Genomic DNA, 22,841 nt, shown 5'->3' on the forward strand with positions numbered 1-22,841 from the left:
AGGTGAAACCCCCCTTCTTGCGCAGGAGCCCTCGTGTTCGATAGTCCAGCACCGAGAACGTCCGCGCGTCGCACCGTCGCATTGTTGCTCGTGCCACTGCTCGCGATGTTCACCCTGCTGACCACGAGCTCGAGCGCTGAGGCGGTTCGGATCGCAAGCGTGGTTCCCGTGGGTGCGGGATACACGCAGACGTTCACGCAGCCGGGCGCCGATCCAGTGGTCGCGACCTACACCTTCGGTGGAGCGACAGTGGCAGCCGGGACGCTTCCCTTCCCCACCAAGGGTTCGAGCGCGGGGAACTACGCCGAGCCGATCCCAGCGGGCACGGCGACTGCCTCGATCAACACCGGGGTGGTCGGGTGCACCGCAACAGACGACTTCGAGTGCTTCAACCAGGGCACCGTGACGATCACTTTCGACAGTCCGGTGACGAATCCGACCCTGCACATCGCGGGGCTGGGAGCCGGCGCAGGCACAGCGGCCTGGGGCGGCGCCGGAGTCCTGACATCTGTGCCCGCCGGGGCCACCATGGCGGTCGCCCCAGGCGCCACCAACCTTGAGGTCGTGGACGGCGGAACGAAATTCCAGCCCATCTCGTCTCGCCCGAGTCCAGCCTGCAACGCCATCAACCCGGGATATGACGCCCTGGCCGGCTGCGGCAGCCTCCTTGTCACCGGCACCGATATCACTCAGCTCACCCTGAATATGTCGATCCGGGGCAACGCCCCGGACGGCCCCCAGACCATCACATCAACAGAGAACTGGACACTCCTGGCCACCCTCCCGGACGCTCCGACGCCGTCCCTCACGGTGGAGAAGTCGGCGGACGTCACCGAGTTCAGCGCAGCGGGTGAGGTGATCACCTACTCCTTCCTGGTGACCAACACCGGCAACGTCACCATCACCGACGTCGCCCCCGTCGAGACCGAGTTCACCGGCACCGGGGACCTGGGGGCCATCACGCCCGAGAGTGCTGACCTGGCTCCGGGCGCGGATGCGACCTTCACCGCCGAGTACACCGTGACCCAGGCCGATGTGGACGCCGGCGGCATCGACAACACCGCCACCGCCACCGGAACACCCCCGGCAGGCAGTGAGCTCCCCCCAGTCACGCCCTCGGACGTGACCATCCCCGCGACGCAGAATCCCGAACTTGAAATCGCCAAATCGGCCGAACCAGCTGGCCCCGACAGTTTCGTCGTGGGGCAGGAGATCACCTACACCTTCGTGGTCACCAACACCGGCAACGTCACCATCACCGACGCCGCACCGGTCGAAGGCGACTTCACCGGCACCGGCGAACTCGGCGACATCTCTCCCGCAAGCGCGGACCTTGCCCCAGGCGAAGACGCAACATTCACCGCCACCTACACCCTGACCCAGGCGGACGTGGACGCCGGCACCGTGGACAACGCCGCCACCGCCACCGGCACCCCACCCCCGGGCACCGAGCTCCCGCCGGTCCCGCCGAGCGAGGTCACCGTCCCGATCGAGGCGGCGCCTGAGCTGGAGATCGAGAAGTCCGCCGATCTGGCCGAGTTCAGCGCAGCCGGTGAGGTGATCACCTACTCCTTCCTGGTGACCAACACCGGCAACGTCACCATCACCGACGCCGCCCCTGTCGAGACCGAGTTCACCGGCACCGGGGACCTGGGGGCCATCACGCCCGAGAGTGCTGACCTGGCTCCGGGCGCGGATGCGACCTTCACCGCCGAGTACACCGTGACCCAGGCCGATGTGGACGCCGGCGGCATCGACAACACCGCCACCGCCACCGGAACACCCCCAGCAGGCAGTGAGCTCCCCCCAGTCACGCCCTCGGAAGTCACCGTCCCGGCAGTGCAGAACCCGTCCCTGGAGGTGGTGAAGTCGGCGACCCCCACGGGTCCGGAGGCGTTCATTGCCGGTGATGAGATCACCTACACCTTCGTGGTCACCAACACCGGCAACGTCACCATCACCGACGCCGCTCCCGTCGAAGGCGACTTCACCGGCACCGGCGAACTCGGGGCCATCACACCCGAGTCGGTCGCCTCCTTGGCTCCGGGAGCGGAGGCGACGTTCACCGCCACCTACGCCCTGACCCAGGCGGACGTGGACGCCGGCACCGTGGACAACGCCGCCACCGCCACCGGCACCCCACCCCCGGGCACCGAGCTCCCGCCGGTCCCGCCGAGCGAGGTCACCGTCCCGATCGAGGCGGCGCCTGAGCTGGAGATCGAGAAGTCCGCCGATCTGGCCGAGTTCAGCGCAGCCGGTGAGGTGATCACCTACTCCTTCCTGGTGACCAACACCGGCAACGTCACCATCACCGACGCCGCCCCTGTCGAGACCGAGTTCACCGGCACCGGGGACCTGGGGGCCATCACGCCCGAGAGTGCTGACCTGGCTCCGGGCGCGGATGCGACCTTCACCGCCGAGTACACCGTGACCCAGGCCGATGTGGACGCCGGCGGCATCGACAATACCGCCACCGCGACCGGAACACCCCCAGGTGATACCGAGCTCCCCCCAGTCACGCCCTCGGAAGTCACCGTCCCCGCGACGCAGAATCCGTCCCTGGAGGTGGTGAAGTCGGCGACCCCCACGGGTCCGGAGGCGTTCATTGCCGGTGATGAGATCACCTACACCTTCGTGGTCACCAACACCGGCAACGTCACCATCACCGACGCCGCACCGGTCGAAGGCGACTTCACCGGCACCGGCGAACTCGGGGCCATCACACCCGAGTCGGTCGCCTCCTTGGCTCCGGGAGCGGAGGCGACGTTCACCGCCACCTACACCCTCACCCAGGCGGACGTGGACGCCGGCACCGTGGACAACACCGCCACCGCCACCGGCACCCCACCCCCGGGCACCGAGCTCCCGCCGGTCCCTCCGACCGAGGTCACCGTCCCGATCATCGCCGCCCCCGAGCTCGAGATCACTAAATCAGCTGACCTGGATGAGTTCAGCGCAGCCGGCGAGGTGATCACCTACTCCTTCCTGGTGACCAACACCGGCAACGTCACCATCACCGACGCCGCCCCCGTCGAGACCGAGTTCACCGGCACCGGGGAACTCGGTCCCATCACGCCCGAGAGTGCTGACCTGGCTCCGGGCGCGGATGCGACCTTCACCGCCGAATACACCGTGACCCAGGCCGATGTGGACGCCGGCGGCATCGACAACACCGCCACCGCGACCGGAACACCCCCAGCAGGCAGTGAGCTCCCCCCAGTCACGCCCTCGGAAGTCACCGTCCCGGCAGTGCAGAACCCGTCCCTGGAGGTGGTGAAGTCGGCGACCCCCACAGGTCCAGAGGCATTTGTCGCCGGTGAAGAGATCACCTACACCTTCGTGGTCACCAACACCGGCAACGTCACCATCACCGACGCCGCTCCCGTCGAAGGCGACTTCACCGGCACCGGCGAACTCGGGGCCATCACACCCGAGTCGGTCGCCTCCTTGGCTCCGGGAGCGGAGGCGACGTTCACCGCCACCTACACCCTCACCCAGGCAGACGTCGACGCCGGCACTGTGGACAACACCGCCACCGCCACCGGCACACCCCCCGAGGGTGTTGAGCTCCCCCCGACCCCGCCCTCGGATGTGACCGTGCCGATTGTGGCAGCGCCTGAGCTGACCATCGTCAAGTCCGCCGACGTCGACGAGATCACCGCCGCCGGTGAAGTGATCACCTACACGTTCGAGGTCACCAACACCGGCAACGTCACCATCACCGACGTCGCCCCCGTCGAAGGCGACTTCACCGGCACCGGCGAACTCGGCACCATCACCCCCGAGTCAGTGGAATCCCTGGCACCCGGCGAGAACGCCACCTTCACGGCCGAATACACCGCCACCCAGGCCGATGTGGACGCCGGCGGCATCGACAACACCGCCACCGCCACCGGAACACCCCCAGGTGAAACCGAACTCCCCCCAGTCACGCCCTCGGAATTCACCATCCCGGCAGTGCAGAACCCGTCACTCGAGGTCGTGAAGTCCGCCGACGTTGCCGAGATCACCGCCGCCGGTGAAGTGATCACCTACACGTTCGAGGTCACCAACACCGGCAACGTCACCATCACCGACGCCGCCCCCGTCGAAGGCGACTTCACCGGCACCGGCGAACTCGGTCCCATCACCCCCGAGTCAGTGGAATCCCTGGCACCCGGCGAGAACGCCACCTTCACGGCCGAATACACCGCCACCCAGGCCGATGTGAACGCGGGTGAGATCGAGAACACCGCCACTGCCACCGGCACCACCCCGGATGGAGCTCCCGTGGAGTCTGCGCCATCCACCAATTCCGTCACTACGGACCCGCCCGTGGACAAGCCCGGTCTGCCCTCCACGGGGGTCCAGGTGAGTGTGCTGATCGCGGTGTCGTTGCTGCTGGTGTTGTTCGGCAGCATGGTGGTCCGCCGAGGCCGTCGGATTGAGGAGAGCTGACGCCGCCTGCGGAATCACTATCTAGCGGCTGTCGATTTTCGTCGACCTAGTTCGTGGAGAGGATGAGAGGCGGGCAACCGGCCCGCCCACGAACAAGGAGCGAGACGATGACGCAGTACCTGCTCTCCGTGTGGCACGACTACGACGAGCCGCACTATGCCGACGAGGCCGAGATGCAGAAGGCATTCGCTCAGGTGGACGCCTTCAACAAGCGCATCACCGAGGCGGGCCAGTGGGTGTTCGGCGGTGGACTGGAAGCGCCCAGTGCCGCCACCACCGTGGACAACAGCAAGGGCAAGGCGCTCGTGACCGACGCCCCGCTGGCGGAAACCCGCGAACAGATCGGCGGCTTCTGGGTGATCGAGGCGCCGGACCTGGATGCGGCCCTGGCCATCGCCCAGGAGGCCTCCGCGGCGTGTATGGGACCGGTCGAGGTCCGGCCGTTCCAGTCCGAATGAGTCGCCGGTGACCAGCACCGAACACGAGGAATTAGTGGCCCGCACCTACCGCGAGGAGTACGGCAGGTGCGTGGCCACCCTCACCCGGGTGCTCGGTGACCTCTCCCTCGCCGAGGACATGGTGCAGGAGGCGTTCACCGCCGCCCTGACGGCCTGGCCGGACGCAGTGCCGCCCAATCCGGGTGCCTGGATCGTGGTGACGGCGCGCAACCGAGCGATCGACCGGCTGCGCCGGGAGGCCAAGCGGGAACAGAAGCATGCGGAGGCGTTGGTGGTCCACGCGCCGACGAAGTGGGAGGAGGTGGGGCCGGTGGCCGATGATCAGTTGCGCCTCATCTTCACCTGCTGCCACCCGGCGCTCGCTCCCGATGCCCGCGTGGCGCTCACCCTACGTACTCTCGGCGGGCTGACCACGACCGAGGTGGCACGGGCGTTCCTCATGCAGGAGTCCACGATCGCCCAGCGCATCGTCCGGGCGAAGAAGAAGATCGCCACGGCGCGCATCCCGTATCGGATCCCCGCCGATCATGACCTCCCAGACCGGCTGGGTTCGGTGCTCGCCGTGATCTACCTGATCTTCACCCAGGGGTATTCGCCCAGCGTCGGCGCTGAACTGGTGCGTACCGATCTATGTGTGGAAGCAGTTCGATTGGCCCGGCTCCTCGCCGAGCTGATGCCGGACGAGGAGGAGGCCGTCGGACTGCTCGCCCTGCTGCTGCTCACCGAGTCCCGCCGTCCGGCGCGTACCGGCCCCGGCGGCGAGTTGGTCCCTCTTACTGAACAGGACCGCAACCGCTGGGACCACGACCTGATCAGCGAGGGGCAGGCACTCGTGCGCTGGTGCCTACGGCGCAATCGTCCGGGCGCGTACCAGGTGCAGGCCGCGATCGCCGCAGTGCACAGTGACGCGGCCACGGCCGGGGCTACCGACTGGCGGCAGATCCTCGCCCTGTACGACCAGCTTCAGCATCTCGCTCCCTCACCGGTGGTGGCTCTCAATCGTGCAGTAGCCCTGGCCGAGGTGGCCGGACCCGAGCAAGCGTTGGCCGCCGTCGGCGATCTCGACCTGGACGGCTACTACCTGCTGCACGCCACCAGAGCCGACCTGCTCACCCGCCTCGGCCGCACCGCCGAGGCGGTGCAGGCGTGGCGTCGGGCAGGTGAGCTCACCGAGAACGACGTGGAGCGACGGTTCATCGCCTCTCGGTTGTCTGCGCTGGGTTGAGGCGTACGGTGTGGTCATGGACTTCGTCGTCCCGCCTGAGTACAACGGCCCGCCGTACTCCGGAAACGGTGGGTGGACGAGCGGCCATCTGGCCGCGCTCCTGCCCACGCCCGACGGCGCAGCCTCCGTCCGGCTGTTCAGCCCACCTCCGCTCGGGGTACCTATGCGGGTCGACGCCGGCGATGACGCGCTCACCCTCTTCCACGGCGACATCCGGGTGGCCGAGGCACACAGCGCCCCTGGTGTAGCTACGGCGGAGATCCCCACGCCCGTCTCCTACGACGATGCCGTCGCCGCCGGGCCGCGCTATACGGGGCTGACCGATCACCCGTTCCCCACCTGCTTCTCTTGCGGCACGGAGCGAGACCCTGAGGAAGCCCTGTGCCTGCAGACGGGTCAGGTCACCGAGGGCGTGTACGCCGCAGCCTGGGTACCGCGGGAGGTGACTCCCGAGATCGTCTGGGCCGCGATCGACTGCCCGAGCGGGTGGGCGTTGGGTGTGGGTGGGCGGCCGATGGTGCTCGGCACGATGACCGCGCAGGTGCACGAGCTGCCCGATCCCGGGGCGGAGTTGGTGGTGCTCGCGTGGCCGATCTCTTCGGAGGGTCGCAAACATCGCGCCGGGACGGCGCTGCTCCACGGCGAACGGGTCCTCGCGCAGGCGCGCTCGCTGTGGATCACGGTCGACCCGGCGACTGTGCGGCCGAGAGAGTAGCCGTACGAAAGCGACGGCCATCGCGCCACCCGGCTACGTAGACGGCACTCGATGGCGAGATCACCGTCGATTTCGTACGCGGCGCAGCACCAGCACTGCCGAGTCACTGCGCGGCGGCGGCACGAACGCCGCCGCTGGCACGTGAGTACCCACCTCAGCACTGAACCCTCGCGGTGCAGAGGCGGCGTACCGGCGCGCCATCCAACGGGGCAGCACGAGGTCGGCGCGGGTCAGTGCCGATCGAAGCCCGGTGATCCGGCGCACCACCGCCGCCCCGATGGCGTACGGCGGGTTCGCCACCACCCGGAACGGGCGGCGCGGAAGCGGCACCTCGAGCAGATCGCCGTGCACCACGGTGACCGACTCAGTGGATCCGAGGGCCGCCGTCAGTGCGCGCACCCTGCCCGGATGCAGCTCGACCGCCACCACCCGTGTGGCCTGCCTGGCCAACGGACGGGTCAGCGCTCCCGCGCCGGCACCCAGATCGAGGACGAGTTCGCCGCCGCGGAGTCCGGCACCGCGGACGATCCGATCAGCCCAGGAGCCCTTCAGCCGGTGCGAGCCCCATCGCCGCTGCCCGTTCCCGGACACGACGCACCATCAACATGATGTTTCCCATGGCTGGGACGGTAGGTGAGGTCAGCGCCGCAGCGCCACGGAATTTCCGTCCACCGAGTCGATCTGGTGGTTCAGCTAGCTGCCAGGTCGGCCGGATATCGTGGCCGCCATGTCTCGCTCGGGGAAGGCCGCTCTCGGCATCGTGGTGATCCTGGTTCTCCTGCTCGGTGGCGGGTACGCGTTCGATCGGTGGGCCGTGGCCCAGACTGAGGCGGAGATCGAGTCCGAGTTGGACGGATCATTCCCGCAGGCTCAGGGCACACAGGTGCAGATCCCGGGCTTCCTGTTCCTGCCGCACCTCCTGACCGGCTCGCTGAACACCGTGGAGTTGACCGCCGACGACGTCCGCACCGACGGTCTTGACCTCACCGATGTGCACATCCTGGCCCACGGGGTGGCCGTGTCCGAACCGCGCACGGTCGCGGAGATGACCGTGTCCGCCACAGTGCCCGCCGCGAGCATCGAGTCCGCGGTAGCGGCGTCCGGGCGAGTACCGGAGGACGTCACGATTGATATCACCGACGGCGCACTGGTCGCGTCGGCCACCGTGCTCGGCATGCCACTGGAAGCCGCGCTGGCGCCGGTGGTCACCGACGGCGTGCTCCTTCTCGAACCACAGACGTTCACGCTGGGCGGCATCGAGGTGGATGCAAGCGCGGTGCCCGAGGGCATGCTCGGTGATCTGGGCTCACTCGAGGTGCCGCTGGATGAGCTCCCGGGCTCGCTGACACTCAGCGCCATCGAGGTCGTCGGCGAGAGTGTCCAGGTCGAACTCACCGGCAACGACATCGCCCTCACCGATCTCGGCTGATCAGCCACGCCTGGGAAGACGTGCCCGACGACAGTCCGACGGCGCACCCTCGTCGCAAGGGCCTTCAACGAGGGGCCGGCGCCCGGCGGTAGTGGGCGGCGGTGCGGGCGGGCATACTTCCGAGGATGACCACGTCAGCACGTCAACGACGCCCCCGTCGGGATGCCTTGGCCAATCGCGACCGAATCCTCGAACACGCAGAGCGGGTGTTCGCTGAGGAAGGTCTCGACGTGAGTCTGCACCGCCTTGGCGAGGATCTGGGAATGGGCATCGGAACTGTCTATCGGCACTTCCCCACCCGGAACGACCTCCTGCTGGGCCTGTACCACCGGTTCCAGGAACGTGTCGATGAGGCAGGCGACGCCCTCACCGGCATCGAGGATTCATACGAGCGCGTGGTCGCCTTCATCGACCAGACAGTGCAGTTCTCCCTCGATGTCCCGGTCGCCCGGGCCGTCGGAGTCAGGGTGCAACGCCTCTTTCCCAGCGAGGTGCGGGTCAGCCCCACCGCGTCGGTGGTCGCCCAAGCGGTTGAGGAGGGCAAGGCGGCGGGCACGATCCGTGCGGACGTCGATGTCACCGATGTCGCATCCCTGGCCGGGATGCTCGCGGATCTGGTGTGGGTGCGGGAACCGGAGCGCTCGGTCGTGCTGCCCCGGATGCGAGCGCTCGTTCTCGATGCGCTCCGGCCGGAGGGCACCCCCCGGCCGGACCTCCCGGCGACACCAGTGTCGATGACGGAACTCACCCGGCTCGCGCACCGCAACCGGATGCAACCCTGACCCAGCTATTGTTAAACGGACTTTTCGTCCGCTATGTTCGTCGCATGACGTGGATTCGCAGGGGTGTCGTGGGAGCCGTAGTCGCGGGCGTGCTGGCAGCCGGAGTGGGAGGCCTTCCGGCGTCTGCTGACGAGCCGGCGGTCCCGGGCGGTTCAGCGATCGCCTTCGGTGACCCACGGAATGGGATGACAGAGGTACCCGAACTGCCGCCCGGGTTGACTTACACCGACGTCGCCACCGGCGACCGCCACATGGTGTTGCTGCGTTCGGACGGCGAGGCAGTGGCCACCGGCAACAGCAACGACGGACGGACGAACGTGCCGGACCTGCCAGCCGGGATGGTATATACCGACGTCGCCGCCGGCGGGAGCCACACGGTGCTGCTGCGCTCGGACCGCGAGGCAGTGGCTTTCGGCGACAACACCCACGGGCAGACGAACGTGCCGGACCTACCGGAGGGCGTCACCTACACAGCTATCGCTGCCGGGGCATTGTCTACGGTACTGCTGCGCTCGGACGGGATGGTCGAGGCCTTCGGCGACAACAGGTACGGGCAGACGGACGTGCCGGACCTGCCGGACGGGGCGACCTATACCGACATCGCCACTCGCCACTTGTATACCGTGCTGCTGCGTTCAGACGGCGAGGCAGTGGCCTTCGGCTACAACACCCACGGGGAGACGACCGTGCCAGACCTGCCGGATGGCATGAGCTATACCGACGCGGCCGCCGGCTACTGGCACACGGTGCTACTGCGCTCGGACGGCGACGCGGTGGCCTTCGGCAACGATGAATCCGGGCAGGCGACCGTGCCAGACCTGCCAGAAGGGGTGACGTACACCGACGCGGCCGTCGGCGGATGGCATACGGTGCTACTGCGCTCAGACGGCGACGCGATCGCCTTCGGCCACAACAGCTCCGGGCAGACGACCGTGCCAGACCTGCCAGAAGGGACGGTCTATACCGGCGTCCAAGCCGGCAGTTGGCACACGATGCTGCTGCGCTCGGTCGTCGAAACCGAGGTGAGCCTGGCGGCTCCTGACTCAATCACCGCCACTGACGGCGAGGTGCAGGTGAGTGCGAAGGTTGACGTCACCGGAGATATCCAGCCCGGCGTCGCGTTCACCGGCACAGTGCGCTTCAGCATCGACGGCCAGGACCCGATCGACGTCGGCGTCGATGACGAGGGTGAGGCGACGGCCGCCATCGAGGGGCTGACCACTGTAGGCACGATCAGCGTGCGTGCCACCTACCTCGGATCCACCGACGGCACCTATCTCGCCGCACCTAGCCCGGCCGAGCACAGCATCGAGATCACCGCTGCACCGGTGGCCGCCATCGAGCTCACGCCGCCAACGGAGCAGGTCGTCGCGGGAGAGTCCGTGACGTACGCGGTCACCGGAACAGACCGCTTCGGCAACGACCTCGGCGACCTGACCGACGGCACCACCATCGAGGCGCCCGACAGCAACACCGGTGCCCAGATCAACGGCAACACCGTCACCTTCACCACCGCCGGCACCCACACCATCACCGCCACCCTGGACACCGACCCGGAAATCACCACCACAGCAACCGTGGACGTCACCGCCGCACCGGTGGCCGCCATCGACCTCACACCCGCCCACGAGCAGATCGTCGCGGGAGAGTCGGTGACCTATGCAGTCACCGGGCAAGACGAGTTCGGCAACGACCTCGGTGACCTGACTGACACAGTCACCATCGAGGTGCCCGACGACGCCGGCGCCGACACGAACGGCGACGCGATCACCTTCACCACCGCCGGCACCCACACCATCACCGCCACCCTGGACACCGACTCCGACATCACCACCACAGCAACCGTGGACGTCACCGCCGCACCCGCAGCCACCATCGACCTCACACCCGCCCACGAGCAGATCGTCGCGGGAGAGTCGGTGACCTATGCAGTCACCGGGCAAGACGAGTTCGGCAACGACCTCGGCGACCTGACCGACACAGTCACCATCGAGGTGCCCGACGACGCCGGCGCCGACACGAACGGCGACGCGATCACCTTCACCACCGCCGGCACCCACACCATCACCGCCACCCTGGACACCGACCCCGAGGTCGCCACCACAGCCACCGTGCACGTCACCGCCGCACCACTGGCCGCGATCGAGCTGCGCGCACCCGAGGGGCTGAACGTGGACCAGGGCGAATCGATCACGTTCGCCGTGGACGGGACCGACGCCTACGGCAACCCGGTCGAGATCGAGGACGACGCTGTCGAGCTCTCCAGCGACCAGTCCAGCGACATCGTCGACGGCCTCACGGTCACCTTTCCCGAGGCGAGCCCCCACCGGATCACCGCGACCGTGGGCACCGTGACCGACACCATCACCGTCGAGGTCACCGCGAGCGTCCCCGAACCGAGCACCCCGAGCACCCCCATTCCGAGCCCCCCAGAACCGAGCGCCCCGGAACTGCCAGAGACCGGCGCCGGTCTCGGCGCGGTGCTCGCCGCCGCCGCACTCGTGCTCCTCTTCGGCACCGCACTCACCGTGGCAGCACGGCGCTCCACACACCGCCCCCTCGCCTAACCCCTCCGCGAGTGCGCGACTTCTCGCTCACCTAGTGAGATATGGCCGAGATTGAGCGCACTCGCGGGTAGGCGAGTGCGGTGCCTGCGAAGCGGCTGCCCCGCGCACTCGCGTGGTAGGACTGCGTGATGGCCGCCCGATTCGAAGAACTCGACTTCCAGCAGACTCCCGTCGGTGAGATCAGCCTGCGACGACGCTACGACCTGACCGCGCAGATCGACATCTACGAGGTGCGCCTGGGCGAGGAGTACCTGATGTCGAGCCTGTTTACCGCGGCGGAACGGGACCTCGCCTCACTGGCCCTCACCATGCTCGACCGGGACGGCCTCACGGTGCTGGTGGGCGGTCTCGGGCTCGGCTACACCGCACATACCGCGCTGGCCGACCCCCGCGTGGCCGACCTGACTGTGATGGATGTGGCCGAGCCCGTGATCGACTGGCACCGCCGGGGTCTGCTGCCCGAGACCGCCGGACTGGCCACGGATCCGCGCTGCCGCCTCGTGCTGCGGGACTTCTTCCACATGGTCACCACCGAACCTGAGATCACCTATGACGCGATCCTGCTCGATGTGGACCACACGCCGCGGCACGTGCTGCACCCGAGCCACGCCGACTTCTACACGGCGGCCGGCCTGCAGGCGATGCGCCGACATCTCACCGAGGACGGCGTGTTCGCCCTCTGGTCCGATGACCCACCCGACGCCGGGTTCCAGGAGACCCTGGCCGAGGTATTCGGATCCACCTCGGCTGAGGTGGTCATCTTCGCCAACCCCCTCACCGGCGGCGAGTCGAGCAATACGGTCTACCTCGCCACCGGGTGAGTGGGCTGCATCCGCCGCTAGCCGAGCACCTCCGGCAACGCCGGAGCCTCGTCACCGAGGACGTGCTCAGCCAGGAAGCCTGAGACCACCTGGTACCAGACCTTCGCGTGCTGCGGCGTGAGGATCCAGTGGTTCTCGTTCGGGAAGTACAGAAACCGGTGCACCGTGGTCCCGTCCTCGCCGGCGGGCAGGCCGGAGGCGCTGAGCAGGTCGTGCCAGAGCCGCAGACCCTCCCCGATCGGCACCCGGTAGTCCTTGTCCCCGTGGATCACCAGCATCGGGGTGACGATCTGGTCCACGGACCGGTGAGGTGAGTTCGCCTCGGCCATCGCCGGCGTCATCTCACGGTTCCAGTAGTACCCGGCATCGGTGGTGCCGCCGAACCCGTCCAGCGCCCACAAACTCGCGTGCGTGACGATCGCGTTGAACCGGTCCGTGTGCCCGGCCACCCAGTTCGCCATGTACCCGCCGAAGGATCCACCCATCGCGGCCGTCCGGGTCTCGTCGATCTCGGGCAACGCCTCGGCCGCATCGGTGGCGGCCATCAGATCGGTGAACGGCGCCTGCCCCCAGGCTCCCCACCCGCGTTGGATGAAGTCCTGGCCATACCCGGTGCTCAGGGCGGGGTCGGGCAGCAGCACGGCATAGCCCTGCGCCACCAGCAGCCACGGGCACCAGCGCCAGCTCCACGCGTTCCAGGAACCGAGCGGTCCCCCGTGGATCCACAGCAGCATCGGCGCCGGAGCCTCACTGCTGGCCCCCTCGGGCAACGCCAGCCACGACCGCACCCGCGTGCCGTCCGCCGCCGTCGTCTCCACCTCACGCAACTCACCGGGGAGCACCGGCCGAGGCACCGGGCCACTCAACGGCTGCACCCGCTGCGCCGCGTGACCGGTCAGGTCGATCCGGACCACTTCGGCGGGGAACTCGTAGGAGGAACGCAGCGCGAAGGCCACCGATCCGTCAGGACCCACCGTGACATTCGTGTACGAGGCGGCGTCGTCGGTCAGGCGCGTCACCACCCCCTCCAAAGTGACGCGGAAGACCGGCGAGCGGCCGTCGTCGTCAGTGGCCATCAGCACCCCGGAACTATCCGGCAACCACACTGGCTCACCCGGCCACCGGTCCCACTCGGCGGCGATCCGGCGCGGGTTCGATCCGTCGATCCCGCACACCCACAGGGTCACCTCGGGCGCCCGCTGCGGTGTGGTGATCGATTCGCGCACGTAGGCGACCTGCCGCCCGTCCGGACTGATCCGCCCTGTGCCGATCTCCGCCTCGGAATCATCAACAAGGACGGTCCGTTCGCCGGTGGCAACGTCGATGTGCACCAGCTGGGAACGCACTGCGCCCTTGCCCATCGGCACCCGCCACGTGGTCACGACGGCGGAGCCATCCGCGGCGAGGTCCGTATCAGCCTCGATGAGGTGCTTGCCGGCGTCCGGGGTCAGGTCACGCAGGTCGAGTTCATCCTCGGCAACGGGCAGGCCGGCAGCGAACAGGCGAGGAGCAGCGGGGCCGAGATCGTGGTCCCAGAACCGGATCGGGTAGTCGCTGTGCAGGATCGCGGCGACTTTCTGCTCCGAGCGAGCGTCCAGAGTGGCCTGCTCGGACTCGGCGTCGGTGGCCGACGGCATGGTCTCTGCCGTCACGATCACCGTGGGCGCCGATCGTGCGGCGCGCACCCCGCCGATCCCACCGGGACGGGTGGCCACCTGCCGTGCCTCTCCGCCCTCAGCGGGCAGCAGCCACAGGGCGGGCTTGGCCTTCTCCTCGCTGACCTCCTCAGTGGCGCGCTTGGCCACGAACAACAGATCGCCATCGGAGGTGAACGTTGCGCCGGCCTCACCGGTCAGGCCACGGGTGAGGCGGCGCGCAGGCCGTGCGCCGATGGGGTCCACCTCCCACAGTGCGGTGCGGGAGGCAGTGTTGTCCTCATTCAGGGACGAGACGCCGACGACAAGGCTGTCTCCCTCGGGGGAGAGGGTGAGGCCGGACAGTCGGGGCAGGGCCACGTAGGAGTCGAGGTCGTGGAAGGGGGTAGCGGGAGGGGTCGCCTCCGGCTCAGCAATGGTGTGGGTCACGGTTCCGTGTCTATCACGACGCTGCGACGATGGGCCGGGAGACGTGACAACCAGTCCGAGGTGATGGCCGCGAACGCCTGCGGAGCGTCTCTCCGCACGAAGTGCGATGCTCCGGGCACCACCTCCAGCACCGCTCCACAATCGCCGATGATGCGGCGATGCTCCTCGGTCATCCCCACATCGGGGGTGGTACCGGTCAGCACGAGGACCGGCATACGCGGGGTGAGAGCGGCGAGGATTCGTGGCCACGGTTCACTGGGGATGACATCGCCGTTGCGCACGAGCGCCGGCTGCGCCTGATGCTGCGCTCGGGCCCACTCCCGGAGCTCCCATGAGTTCCACGCGGGGTACCGGGAACCACCGTGCAAGCGCGTTCCATGCGTTCACAGGATGCAACATCGCCACCTCACTGACCTCACGTTCGATGAACCACTTTCATCCGAAATTCAAGGGCACAGCGGCGATCTTGATCGCCCCACTCGTCAGTGGCATGCGCTTTCACACTTTCTTGACATTTTCCATTCACCTCCGTACGGTCGACCACGATCGAGACCAGCCCTTCGATGTGGAAGAGGACCAGCCGTGACCAACCGGGCAGAGCAGCCGCGGACCATACGCACCCATTCGGCAATCCCCAGCCGATGAATACGCCAGGGATCCGCCCCGCCGTGGCACCACACAAGCGGCGCTCGAGTAGAAGCCAACCAGCACAAAAGCGGGACTACGGCCTGGTGATCCTTGCCGCCCCGGCAGTGATCCTGCTGCTGGTGTTCGCTTACGGTCCGATGGCGGGCCTGATCGTCGCGTTCCAGGACTTCAACATCGCCGACGGGGTCTTCGCCTCACCCTGGGCAGGACTGGAGAACTTCCGGTTCTTCTTCACCTCCGGCGACGCGACCCGCATCATGCGCAACACGCTGCTGCTGAACGTGCTGTTCCTCAGCGCCACGCTCGCGGTCGGCGTGATGTTGGCCCTGATGCTGAACGAGATCCGAGGCAAAGTCACCAAACGGTTCTTCCAGTCGGTGATCTTCGTGCCCTACTTCGTCTCGCCAATCGTGGTCAGCATCTTCCTGCAGGCCTTCCTGGCAGGGCCGGGTGGGCGCGGCGGCCTCATCAACGACGCCGCCGGACTCTTCGGCATCCCCTCGGTGACCTGGTACACCGAACCGGGGCCCTGGCCGTGGATCCTCACCCTCGTCAAGGTCTGGCAGCTCGGCGGGTACATGAGCGTGATCTTCCTCGCCGCCATCACCGCCATCCCGGAGGAGGTCTACGAGGCTGGTGAGATCGACGGTGCGAGCCGGGCACAGATGGCCTGGCGGATCACCACGCCACTGCTCAAACCGACCGCGGCCATCCTCCTCGTGCTCGGTGTCGGCCGGATCTTCTACGGCGACTTCGCCACCATCTACGCGATCGTCGGCGACAACGGCACCCTCTTCCCGACCACCGACGTGATCGACACCTACGTCTTCCGCGCACTGCGCACCCGCGGCGACTTCGGGGTCACGGCGGCGATCGGACTCGTCCAGTCCGTCGTCGGCTTCGTGCTGGTGGTCGTCGCCACGATGGTGCAGCGCCGCTACGCCAAGGAGACCTCGATCCTGTGACCGCCACCGTTGAACGCACAGCACCCGTGACCAAGGTGAGGCCTCCCTCGCGGCGCAAGAGCCGCCGTCTGGAACCATTCACCATCGCCAGCTACGCGGGCGTGATCTGCTTCGGCCTGGTCTGCGCCATCCCGTTCTGGATGGTGGTGGCCGGATCCCTGACGGCGGAAAGCGCACTCTCCCAGCGCGGATACTCCTTCTGGCCCGCCCCGTTCTCCCTGGACGCCTACACCACGCTGTTCCAGGGAACCCGGGTCTGGCTCTCCTACGGCGCCACCATCTTCATCACCGGCATCGGAACAGCCATCGCCCTGGCGGCAACCTCCGGGATCGCATGGGTCATCGCCCGCGGCCTTCGGCGCGTCAGCCGCCCACTGGCCGTCTTCGCCTACATCCCGATGCTGTTCAACGGCGGCCTGGTGCCCATGTACATCCTCATCACTCAGATTCTCCAGCTGCAGAACTCATGGTTCGCGGTGATCCTGCCACTGGTGATCGCCCCGTTCCTGGTGTTCGTGCAGGTGAGCTTCTTCCGCGCGACACCGCAAGAGATCCTCGACGCAGCCCGGATCGACGGCGCCGGCGAACTGCGGATCTTCTTCCAGGTGGTGCTGCCCCTGTCCACACCGGTGATCGCCGTGATCGCCCTGTTCTACGCCGTGACCTTCTGGAACGAGTGGTTCCACGCGCTGCTGTTCCTCAGCCAGCCGGAGAAGTTCCCGCTGCAGCTGGTGCTCCAGAATCTCATCTCCTCGGTCACCAACGCCGCCGAACTCGGCACCACGAGCGCAGCACCCGTCTACCAGATGCGACTCGCGATGACTGTCATCACGATCGGCCCGATCCTGCTCGCCTACCCGTTCGCCCAGCGGTATTTCGTCAAGGGCCTCACCCTCGGCGCCACCAAGGGCTGACGAGCTCACCCGTACAGATCACACCCAACGAAGGGAACATCATGTCCGCTCACCACACCTTCTCCCGCCGGTCGTTCCTCGCCGGCACCGGAGCAGCCATGACCGCCGTCGGACTCGCCGCGTGCGGGAACGGTTCCAGCAACGGCAACGGCACCAGCACGTCCCGCTACTCCCTGTTGCTCCCGGGCGACACCCCGACCGACTGGACCCGGATCCGCGACGCAGTGAACGAGAAGCTGCGCACCGACCTCGGATTCGAGATCGAGCCCCAGTTCATCAACTGGAGCAACTTCGCCAACCAGTCGCTGCTGAAGTTCACCGCCGGTGAGGATTTCCAGACGGCCCTCTCTGCGCGCTGGCTCAACATCGCCCAGCTGATCGAAGGTGGATCGCTGCAGCCGATGGACGATCTGCTCGCGAGCGGGGACTACGGCAATCTCACCGCTGCGGTCGACGAGAGCGCGTTCGACGCGAACCGGTGGAGCGACGGGAACGTCTACGGCGTCCCGGCTGTGAACAGCGCTGCCCGGATCCACTGCTACGTCGCCCGCGGCGACCTCATCGACCGCTACGCCGGCGGGGAGATCACCAGCTTCGACCAGCTGGAGCAGTTCTGGTACGACGTGCACGCCGGCGAGGGAATCGTCGGCTACGTGAAGAACAACTCGGTCTTCGATGTGCTCGGCGCTCCCACCGGGACGATGTTCGCCGAAGGGTGGGAATCGCCGTCGATGATCCCGCTGTACTTCTCCAGCGACTCCCTGCTGTTCGTCCCCTCCCGCGATGCCGCGACCAGCGGCGTGACGGACGCGGTGCCCTTCTGGGAGTACCAGCCCTACGTCGATGCGCTGCGCCGTGCCCGCCGCTACTACGAGGACGGCATCATCAACGCCGACCGGCTCAACGTCGACTCCGCCACGGCCGGGGCGTTGTTCAAATCCGGTGGGGCTGCCACCACCTGGGCGATCACCGATGGTGCGAACACCTCCGCCCACCTGAGTCAGCTCGAGGAGGCCGTGCCTGGCGCGAGCCTGGTGACACTGCTGCCGTTCGCCGACGGGAGGGACGCCCGCCCGAACCAGACGTTCCAGGCCGACAACCTGGTGGTGGTCAACGCGGCGGCGGCCGACGCCGAGGCGGCGATGGCGCTCCTGGACTGGGTATCGATCCAGGAGAACCACGACCTGCTCCAGTACGGCATCGAAGGCACCGACTGGACTCCCGTGGGCGAGGACGCATACGAGCCGACCAGCGACTACGCGAACTTCCCCGGTTACGCCCTCAGCTGGCGGATCCCGCTGGAGCGCCGGTACTCGCGCATGAGCGAGTCGGAGCAGGCATGGTTCGAGTGGTCCAAGGACTACAACAACTTCACCCAGGACCCCTTCGCCGGGTTCATCCCCGACCTGAGTGCGATCGAGACCGAACACGCGCAGATCACCGCAGCGATCGGCGAATACGGCAACCCGTTGTGGGCCGGTGCCGTGGACGTGGACGAGGGCCTGGACAACCTCAAGCATGCGGTCGAGCAGGCCGGCCTGGCCACCGTGCAGGAAGAGCTGAACCGGCAGGCCGACGCCTACCTCGCCAGCCAGTAACAGCCACAGCCCGCCCCCGGTTCATTCCGCACGGCCCATCGCCGGCCTCGTTCATGAAGGAACTCTGTGATCGACTATGCCCTCGCCGTCGGCTCCGCCAGGCTGACTGAACGACTCTTCGGCACGTCCCTGGACGTCCTGCGCGACGTCCAGGGACGCCGGGTCGGCGACATTCTGCACGACCTCCGGTCCCCGGCATCGGACCAGACCCTCGCGCAGGCAGAAGCGTTGGTGACGGGCTGGGATACCCCGCCACTCACCGCGGACGTCCTCGCCCGCGCACCGCGGCTGCGCCTGGTGGTCCACGCCGGCGGTGGCACCGATCACCTCTTTCCCGACGGATACGGGGATCTGACGGTCCTCGATGTGGGGGACGTCAACGCCGTCCCGGTGGCGGAGTACACCCTCGCGATGATCCTGCTGGCGAACAAGGAGACGTTCCGCGCTCAGCAGCTCTACCGGCACCGGCGCACCGTCGTCGACCGGGAGGAGGAGTTCCCCGTGGCCGGGAACTACGACCGCACCATCGGTGTCATCAGTGCCTCCCGGATCGGCCGTCTGGTGATCGACCATCTCGAGAGCTTTCCGGGATTGCGCACCCTCCTATACGACCCGCATCCGAGCGCGCGCACTGGCGTGCCGCCAGGGATCCGGAGGGTGGACCTGGACACGCTGCTGGCATCCTCCGATGTGGTCACCGTGCACGCCCCGGTATTGCCGGAGACGCACCGGATGATCGGCTCCCGGGAGCTGGCGCTGCTGCGCGACGGCGCGACGCTCATCAACACCGCTCGCGGATCACTCATCGACGCCGGCGCTCTGGAGGCCGAACTGGTCAGCGGGCGGATTCGGGCGATCCTCGACGTCACCGACCCCGAACCACTGCCTCCGGGGTCTCCCCTCTACGACCTCCCCCACGTGCTACTCACCCCGCACATGGCCGGATCGGTGGGCACCGAACTACGCCGGATGGGCGCCGCCGTTGCTGACCATCTCACCGCGGCGGCGCACCAGCGCGCGACACTACCGGCACCCCGGTGAGAGGTTCAGACGCCGCCGGCGCGCGGCGTGGATACGATCGACCCTCACGACCAGGCAACGGCAGGAGGACCATGGCGGAGGAGCCACCGCTGGCGCGTGCCGCACGCCTGGCCGACGTCGCCGAACTCGCCGGCGTCTCCGCGGCGACGGCATCGCGGGTACTCAACGGGGGCCACCGCGGGGTCCGGGAAGCCAACCGGCAACGGGTGCTCGATGCAGCCAAACGGCTGGGATACACGGCCAATCTCGCCGCGCAGACCGTCGCTCGCGGGCGCGGGCGAGGGGTGACCCTCGTAGCCAAGGGCATGCCGGACGACTACGCCAATCCGGTCACTGCCGGAGTGGTGTCCGCAGCTCAGCGACGTGGCCTGCCGTTCACGCTGATCTCTGCAGGCACCGAACCAGCCGATCTGGTGGAAGCGGTCAACATGGCGCGTGGCAACCGGCCCGAACTCCTCGTCCTGGCCGGGGGCCGGATGGCCGACGACGCCACCATCCCCGATCTCGTCGACGCCCTGCAGCGATACGAGGACGAGGGGGGCCGCGTCGTCCTCATCACCCAGACGGGGCTCCCCTTCGACACGGTCTCCTACGCGAATCACCAGGGCGGCCGCGATATGGCCACCACGCTCGTGGAGCTCGGCTACCGCAATTTCGCCGTGATCTCCGGCCTCAAGCACGGGCTGACACAGCGCGAACGCACCGACGGCTTCATCGAGGGACTGGCGGCTTCCGGGATCACGTTGCCGGCCGACCGCGTACTGATCGGCCAGTTCGATCGCGACGCCGCCTACGCGATGACCGGTGAACTGCTCCGCCGGCCGATCGAGGTCGATGCGATCTTCGCCGTCAACGATGCGATGGCGCTCGGCGTGCTGACGTTCCTGCGGGACAGGGGCGGTACCGCACCCCGTATCGCGGTTGCCGGTTTCGATGACATCAAGGCGCTGCGGGACGTGACCCCGGCGCTGACCACCGTGCACCTGCCGTGGGAGAGCGCGGCCGACGAGGCATTGCGAATGGGCCTGGGGCCGCGGTCGCCAGAGCCGCAGGTCTCAGTGATCGAGGGGCACGTGGTTGTCCGCGAGAGCACGCCGCCACAACGTGCACCACATCGATCTGATGACCCTGGACGGTCTGCGCTTGGGGCGGCTGGGTAGCACGTGGCCCAACGGCCCGACGGCGGGCACGTCCGGAACATCCCGCCATGTGGTCATGCCGCACGCCCGCATGCCCTGGTTCGCCGTACGGGCGTACAGTGATCGGCGACCGCCCCGGCCGCCACATGCGCAGTCAGGCAGACACTGTGCTGACCGGCCGGACGATTCCTGCAGAGGCGGCCCGGCGCCGCGGAAGGAAGCTGCCCCATGTCGCAGACACAACGTTCTCGGGCCACCGGCGTTGTCGCGATCGTGCTGGGGGTGTTGCTGGCCGCCCTCATGGTCTATCCCTGGCCGCAGCACACCGCGACCCCGATCATCGCCGGCGTGATCCCGGCACCACTGTTCTTCTGGATCATCTGGACCGCACTGTTCGTCGGGTACGTCGCCTGGATCGCCTACCGGTGGGACCCCTACGCCGCGGTGGCGCGCCGCGCTGAACGCCTGGCGGCGCCGTCGCAGGACGACGCGAACAGGGAGGAGCGCTGATGTCCGCCACCACCATGTGGATCGCGCTCGCCATCTTCGCCGGGCTGCTGGTGTTCCTGGGCTACCTCGGGCACCGCGGCTCAACCAACACGCTCGAGGACTTCGTGCTCGGCAGCCGGAAGCTGAGCAACATCCCGGCGTTCTTCACGGTCACCGCCACGCTGTTCAGTGCCTTCAGCTACTTCGGGATCACCGGCCAGTTCTACACCAGCGGCATCGGCGCCTGGATCCAGGTGGCCACCACCGCGGCCGTCGGCCCGATTCTGTACTTCGCCGGCACCCGCATCTGGGTGGTCGCCCGCAAGTACGGCATCGTGAACGTGACCGAGTACCTCACCGACCGCTACCGCTCCCGCTGGGTGGGCCTGGTGGCGGGCGTGATCATGATCGCCGCGCTCGTGCCCTACATGGGAGCCCAGTTCCGCGGCAGTGGTCTCACCCTGGAGGCTGTCACCAACGGCGGCATTCCCTACGGGGCCGGTGCGGTCTTCCTCGCCGTGGTGGTCACCCTGTACGTGATGAGCGGAGGGTTCCGCTCGGTGGTGTGGACCGATGTGATCCAGGGCGCGCTCATGTACGTGCTGCTCGCGATCGCAGCGATCATCCTGGTCTTCACCCACACCGATGGGTACGGCAACTTGCTGGACATGGTCGAGGAGCAGGGCCAGTCCGCGCTGCTGTCCAACCCGGGAGCCGACGGCCTGTTCGGTCTGCCGTACCTGATCTCGGTGCTGGTGATCTTCGCGGCCGCTCACTTCACGATGCCGCAGCTGCAGCAGCGGTGGATGGCGGCCCGCAGCCACTCGACGCTGAAGTTCATGGCCATCTCGCTGCCCGTGGGCACGGCGATCATCTACTTCTGCCTGTTCTACATCGCGATGGTCGGGGTGGTCACCCGCCCGGGCGACCCGGCACCGGAGGCGATCTACCCGGCGATGATCATGGAGGTGCTCCCGCAGTGGTTGCTGCTGGTGGCCATCCTCGCGATCATCGCCGCCACCGGCTCCACCGCGAACTCGATCGTGCTGACCCTGAGCTCAATCGTGGCGAAGGAGTACGTGAACCCGGCACGTCGCCGCCGGGGCAAGGTCAACCCCGAGCAGGAGAACAAGGCGCTCACCACCACCGCACGCGTCCTGCTGCCGGTCCTGGTGGCTGGAGGTCTGTTGGTCGCGTTCTTCGGGCCGAGCAGCATCATCGGCATCATCGTCTCGATCACCTGGCCGGCGGTGTTCCTGATCTTCCCGACACTGCTGGCGGGCCTGTACTGGCGCCGGGCGACGGCCCCTGCGGCGGTCACCTCGATGGTGGTCTCCGAGCTGATCTTCCTCAGCCTGAACCAGGGCTGGCTACCGATCTCGCTCGGTGGCTGGCACCCCGCGATCCCGGCCGCGATCGTCGGTGTGATCCTGCTGGTCGGGGGGAGCTACCTCACGCAGCCGCCGTCCAAGGAGCACATCGAGCGGCACTTCGAGTTGTTCGAGACCGATCCGGCGAAGATCTGAGCG

Annotated in this window: 18 protein-coding genes; 15 read left to right on the forward strand and 3 right to left on the reverse strand. The window is 67.8% G+C overall.

Annotation, left to right across the window (positions count from 1 at the left end; all coding sequences use genetic code 11):
- Window positions 1-33 precede the first annotated feature (33 nt).
- The 4 genes from LQF10_RS17740 to LQF10_RS17755 all read left to right on the forward strand — a co-directional run bounded on the left by LQF10_RS17740 (window position 34) and on the right by LQF10_RS17755 (window position 6,835).
- Window positions 34-4,437, forward strand: coding sequence for a COG1361 S-layer family protein (locus LQF10_RS17740; RefSeq protein ID WP_231065134.1), 4,404 nt, complete (start codon window positions 34-36; stop codon window positions 4,435-4,437).
- Between the two features lie 107 nt (window positions 4,438-4,544).
- Window positions 4,545-4,895: a YciI family protein gene (locus tag LQF10_RS17745; protein ID WP_231065135.1), complete on the forward strand. Its 351-nt coding sequence runs from the start codon at window positions 4,545-4,547 to the stop codon at window positions 4,893-4,895.
- A 7-nt stretch (window positions 4,896-4,902) separates the two neighbouring features.
- Window positions 4,903-6,120: an RNA polymerase sigma factor gene (locus LQF10_RS17750; RefSeq protein ID WP_231065136.1), complete on the forward strand. Its 1,218-nt coding sequence runs from the start codon at window positions 4,903-4,905 to the stop codon at window positions 6,118-6,120.
- Window positions 6,121-6,136: 16 nt separating this feature from the next.
- Window positions 6,137-6,835 (forward strand): hypothetical protein, encoded by a 699-nt coding sequence (locus LQF10_RS17755; RefSeq protein WP_231065137.1) that lies wholly within the window; start codon window positions 6,137-6,139, stop codon window positions 6,833-6,835.
- Window positions 6,836-6,895: 60 nt separating this feature from the next.
- On the opposite strand, the gene LQF10_RS17760 is transcribed toward LQF10_RS17755, so the two are convergent.
- Window positions 6,896-7,426: an rRNA adenine N-6-methyltransferase family protein gene (locus LQF10_RS17760; RefSeq protein ID WP_231065138.1), complete on the reverse strand. Its 531-nt coding sequence runs from the start codon at window positions 7,424-7,426 to the stop codon at window positions 6,896-6,898.
- A 136-nt stretch (window positions 7,427-7,562) separates the two neighbouring features.
- Between LQF10_RS17760 and LQF10_RS17765 the strand changes: the two genes are divergently transcribed.
- The 4 genes from LQF10_RS17765 to LQF10_RS17780 all read left to right on the forward strand — a co-directional run bounded on the left by LQF10_RS17765 (window position 7,563) and on the right by LQF10_RS17780 (window position 12,434).
- Window positions 7,563-8,264: an LmeA family phospholipid-binding protein gene (locus LQF10_RS17765; RefSeq protein ID WP_231065139.1), complete on the forward strand. Its 702-nt coding sequence runs from the start codon at window positions 7,563-7,565 to the stop codon at window positions 8,262-8,264.
- A gap of 125 nt (window positions 8,265-8,389) precedes the next feature.
- Complete coding sequence (locus tag LQF10_RS17770; protein ID WP_231065140.1) at window positions 8,390-9,046, forward strand: TetR/AcrR family transcriptional regulator; 657 nt, start codon at window positions 8,390-8,392, stop codon at window positions 9,044-9,046.
- 44 nt (window positions 9,047-9,090) lie between these two features.
- A complete protein-coding gene (locus LQF10_RS17775) occupies window positions 9,091-11,613 on the forward strand; it encodes an RCC1 domain-containing protein (protein WP_231065141.1) in 2,523 nt (840 codons plus the stop codon).
- Window positions 11,614-11,741: 128 nt separating this feature from the next.
- On the forward strand, window positions 11,742-12,434 hold the full coding sequence (locus LQF10_RS17780) for a spermidine synthase (RefSeq protein WP_231065142.1): 693 nt from the start codon (window positions 11,742-11,744) through the stop codon (window positions 12,432-12,434).
- Between the two features lie 17 nt (window positions 12,435-12,451).
- Here the strand turns inward: LQF10_RS17780 and LQF10_RS17785 are convergent, their stop codons facing one another.
- Both LQF10_RS17785 and LQF10_RS17790 read right to left on the reverse strand, forming a co-directional pair.
- On the reverse strand, window positions 12,452-14,518 hold the full coding sequence (locus LQF10_RS17785) for a S9 family peptidase (RefSeq protein WP_231065143.1): 2,067 nt from the start codon (window positions 14,516-14,518) through the stop codon (window positions 12,452-12,454).
- Entirely contained in the window at window positions 14,515-14,886 is a 372-nt protein-coding gene (locus LQF10_RS17790) for an alpha/beta fold hydrolase (protein ID WP_231065144.1), read from the reverse strand. Before LQF10_RS17790 ends, LQF10_RS17785 begins: the two co-directional genes overlap by 4 nt.
- Before the next feature lie 273 nt (window positions 14,887-15,159).
- Here LQF10_RS17790 and LQF10_RS17795 point away from each other — a divergent pair, with 273 nt between their 5' ends.
- The 7 genes from LQF10_RS17795 to LQF10_RS17825 all read left to right on the forward strand — a co-directional run bounded on the left by LQF10_RS17795 (window position 15,160) and on the right by LQF10_RS17825 (window position 22,838).
- Entirely contained in the window at window positions 15,160-16,131 is a 972-nt protein-coding gene (locus tag LQF10_RS17795) for an ABC transporter permease (protein WP_231065145.1), read from the forward strand.
- Entirely contained in the window at window positions 16,128-17,045 is a 918-nt protein-coding gene (locus LQF10_RS17800; RefSeq protein ID WP_231065146.1) for a carbohydrate ABC transporter permease, read from the forward strand. Before LQF10_RS17795 ends, LQF10_RS17800 begins: the two co-directional genes overlap by 4 nt.
- A gap of 41 nt (window positions 17,046-17,086) precedes the next feature.
- Window positions 17,087-18,643: a DUF3502 domain-containing protein gene (locus tag LQF10_RS17805; protein WP_231065147.1), complete on the forward strand. Its 1,557-nt coding sequence runs from the start codon at window positions 17,087-17,089 to the stop codon at window positions 18,641-18,643.
- Between the two features lie 66 nt (window positions 18,644-18,709).
- Window positions 18,710-19,684, forward strand: a complete 975-nt coding sequence (locus LQF10_RS17810; RefSeq protein WP_231065148.1) for a hydroxyacid dehydrogenase — start codon at window positions 18,710-18,712, stop codon at window positions 19,682-19,684.
- Window positions 19,685-19,755: 71 nt separating this feature from the next.
- Complete coding sequence (locus LQF10_RS17815; protein ID WP_231065149.1) at window positions 19,756-20,844, forward strand: LacI family DNA-binding transcriptional regulator; 1,089 nt, start codon at window positions 19,756-19,758, stop codon at window positions 20,842-20,844.
- A gap of 207 nt (window positions 20,845-21,051) precedes the next feature.
- Window positions 21,052-21,333 carry a hypothetical protein gene (locus LQF10_RS17820; RefSeq protein WP_231065150.1) on the forward strand — a complete coding sequence of 94 codons (282 nt, stop codon included), beginning with the start codon at window positions 21,052-21,054 and terminating at the stop codon, window positions 21,331-21,333.
- Window positions 21,333-22,838, forward strand: coding sequence for a sodium:solute symporter family protein (locus tag LQF10_RS17825; protein ID WP_231065151.1), 1,506 nt, complete (start codon window positions 21,333-21,335; stop codon window positions 22,836-22,838). Before LQF10_RS17820 ends, LQF10_RS17825 begins: the two co-directional genes overlap by 1 nt.
- Window positions 22,839-22,841: the final 3 nt, after the last annotated feature.

Source organism: Ruania halotolerans, from assembly GCF_021049285.1.
In the GTDB taxonomy this organism is placed as follows: domain Bacteria; phylum Actinomycetota; class Actinomycetes; order Actinomycetales; family Beutenbergiaceae; genus Ruania; species Ruania halotolerans.

Excerpts from the sequence above, each read along its gene's own strand:
- LQF10_RS17745 (WP_231065135.1), top strand. The coding sequence starts at position 4,545 with ATGACGCAGTACCTGCTCTCCGTGTGGCACGACTACGACGAGCCGCAC.
- LQF10_RS17795 (WP_231065145.1), top strand. The coding sequence starts at position 15,160 with ATGAATACGCCAGGGATCCGCCCCGCCGTGGCACCACACAAGCGGCGC.
- LQF10_RS17780 (WP_231065142.1), top strand. The coding sequence starts at position 11,742 with ATGGCCGCCCGATTCGAAGAACTCGACTTCCAGCAGACTCCCGTCGGT.
- LQF10_RS17825 (WP_231065151.1), top strand. The coding sequence starts at position 21,333 with ATGTCCGCCACCACCATGTGGATCGCGCTCGCCATCTTCGCCGGGCTG.
- LQF10_RS17770 (WP_231065140.1), top strand. The coding sequence starts at position 8,390 with ATGACCACGTCAGCACGTCAACGACGCCCCCGTCGGGATGCCTTGGCC.
- LQF10_RS17775 (WP_231065141.1), top strand. The coding sequence starts at position 9,091 with ATGACGTGGATTCGCAGGGGTGTCGTGGGAGCCGTAGTCGCGGGCGTG.
- LQF10_RS17820 (WP_231065150.1), top strand. The coding sequence starts at position 21,052 with ATGTCGCAGACACAACGTTCTCGGGCCACCGGCGTTGTCGCGATCGTG.
- LQF10_RS17815 (WP_231065149.1), top strand. The coding sequence starts at position 19,756 with ATGGCGGAGGAGCCACCGCTGGCGCGTGCCGCACGCCTGGCCGACGTC.
- LQF10_RS17765 (WP_231065139.1), top strand. The coding sequence starts at position 7,563 with ATGTCTCGCTCGGGGAAGGCCGCTCTCGGCATCGTGGTGATCCTGGTT.
- LQF10_RS17755 (WP_231065137.1), top strand. The coding sequence starts at position 6,137 with ATGGACTTCGTCGTCCCGCCTGAGTACAACGGCCCGCCGTACTCCGGA.
- LQF10_RS17805 (WP_231065147.1), top strand. The coding sequence starts at position 17,087 with ATGTCCGCTCACCACACCTTCTCCCGCCGGTCGTTCCTCGCCGGCACC.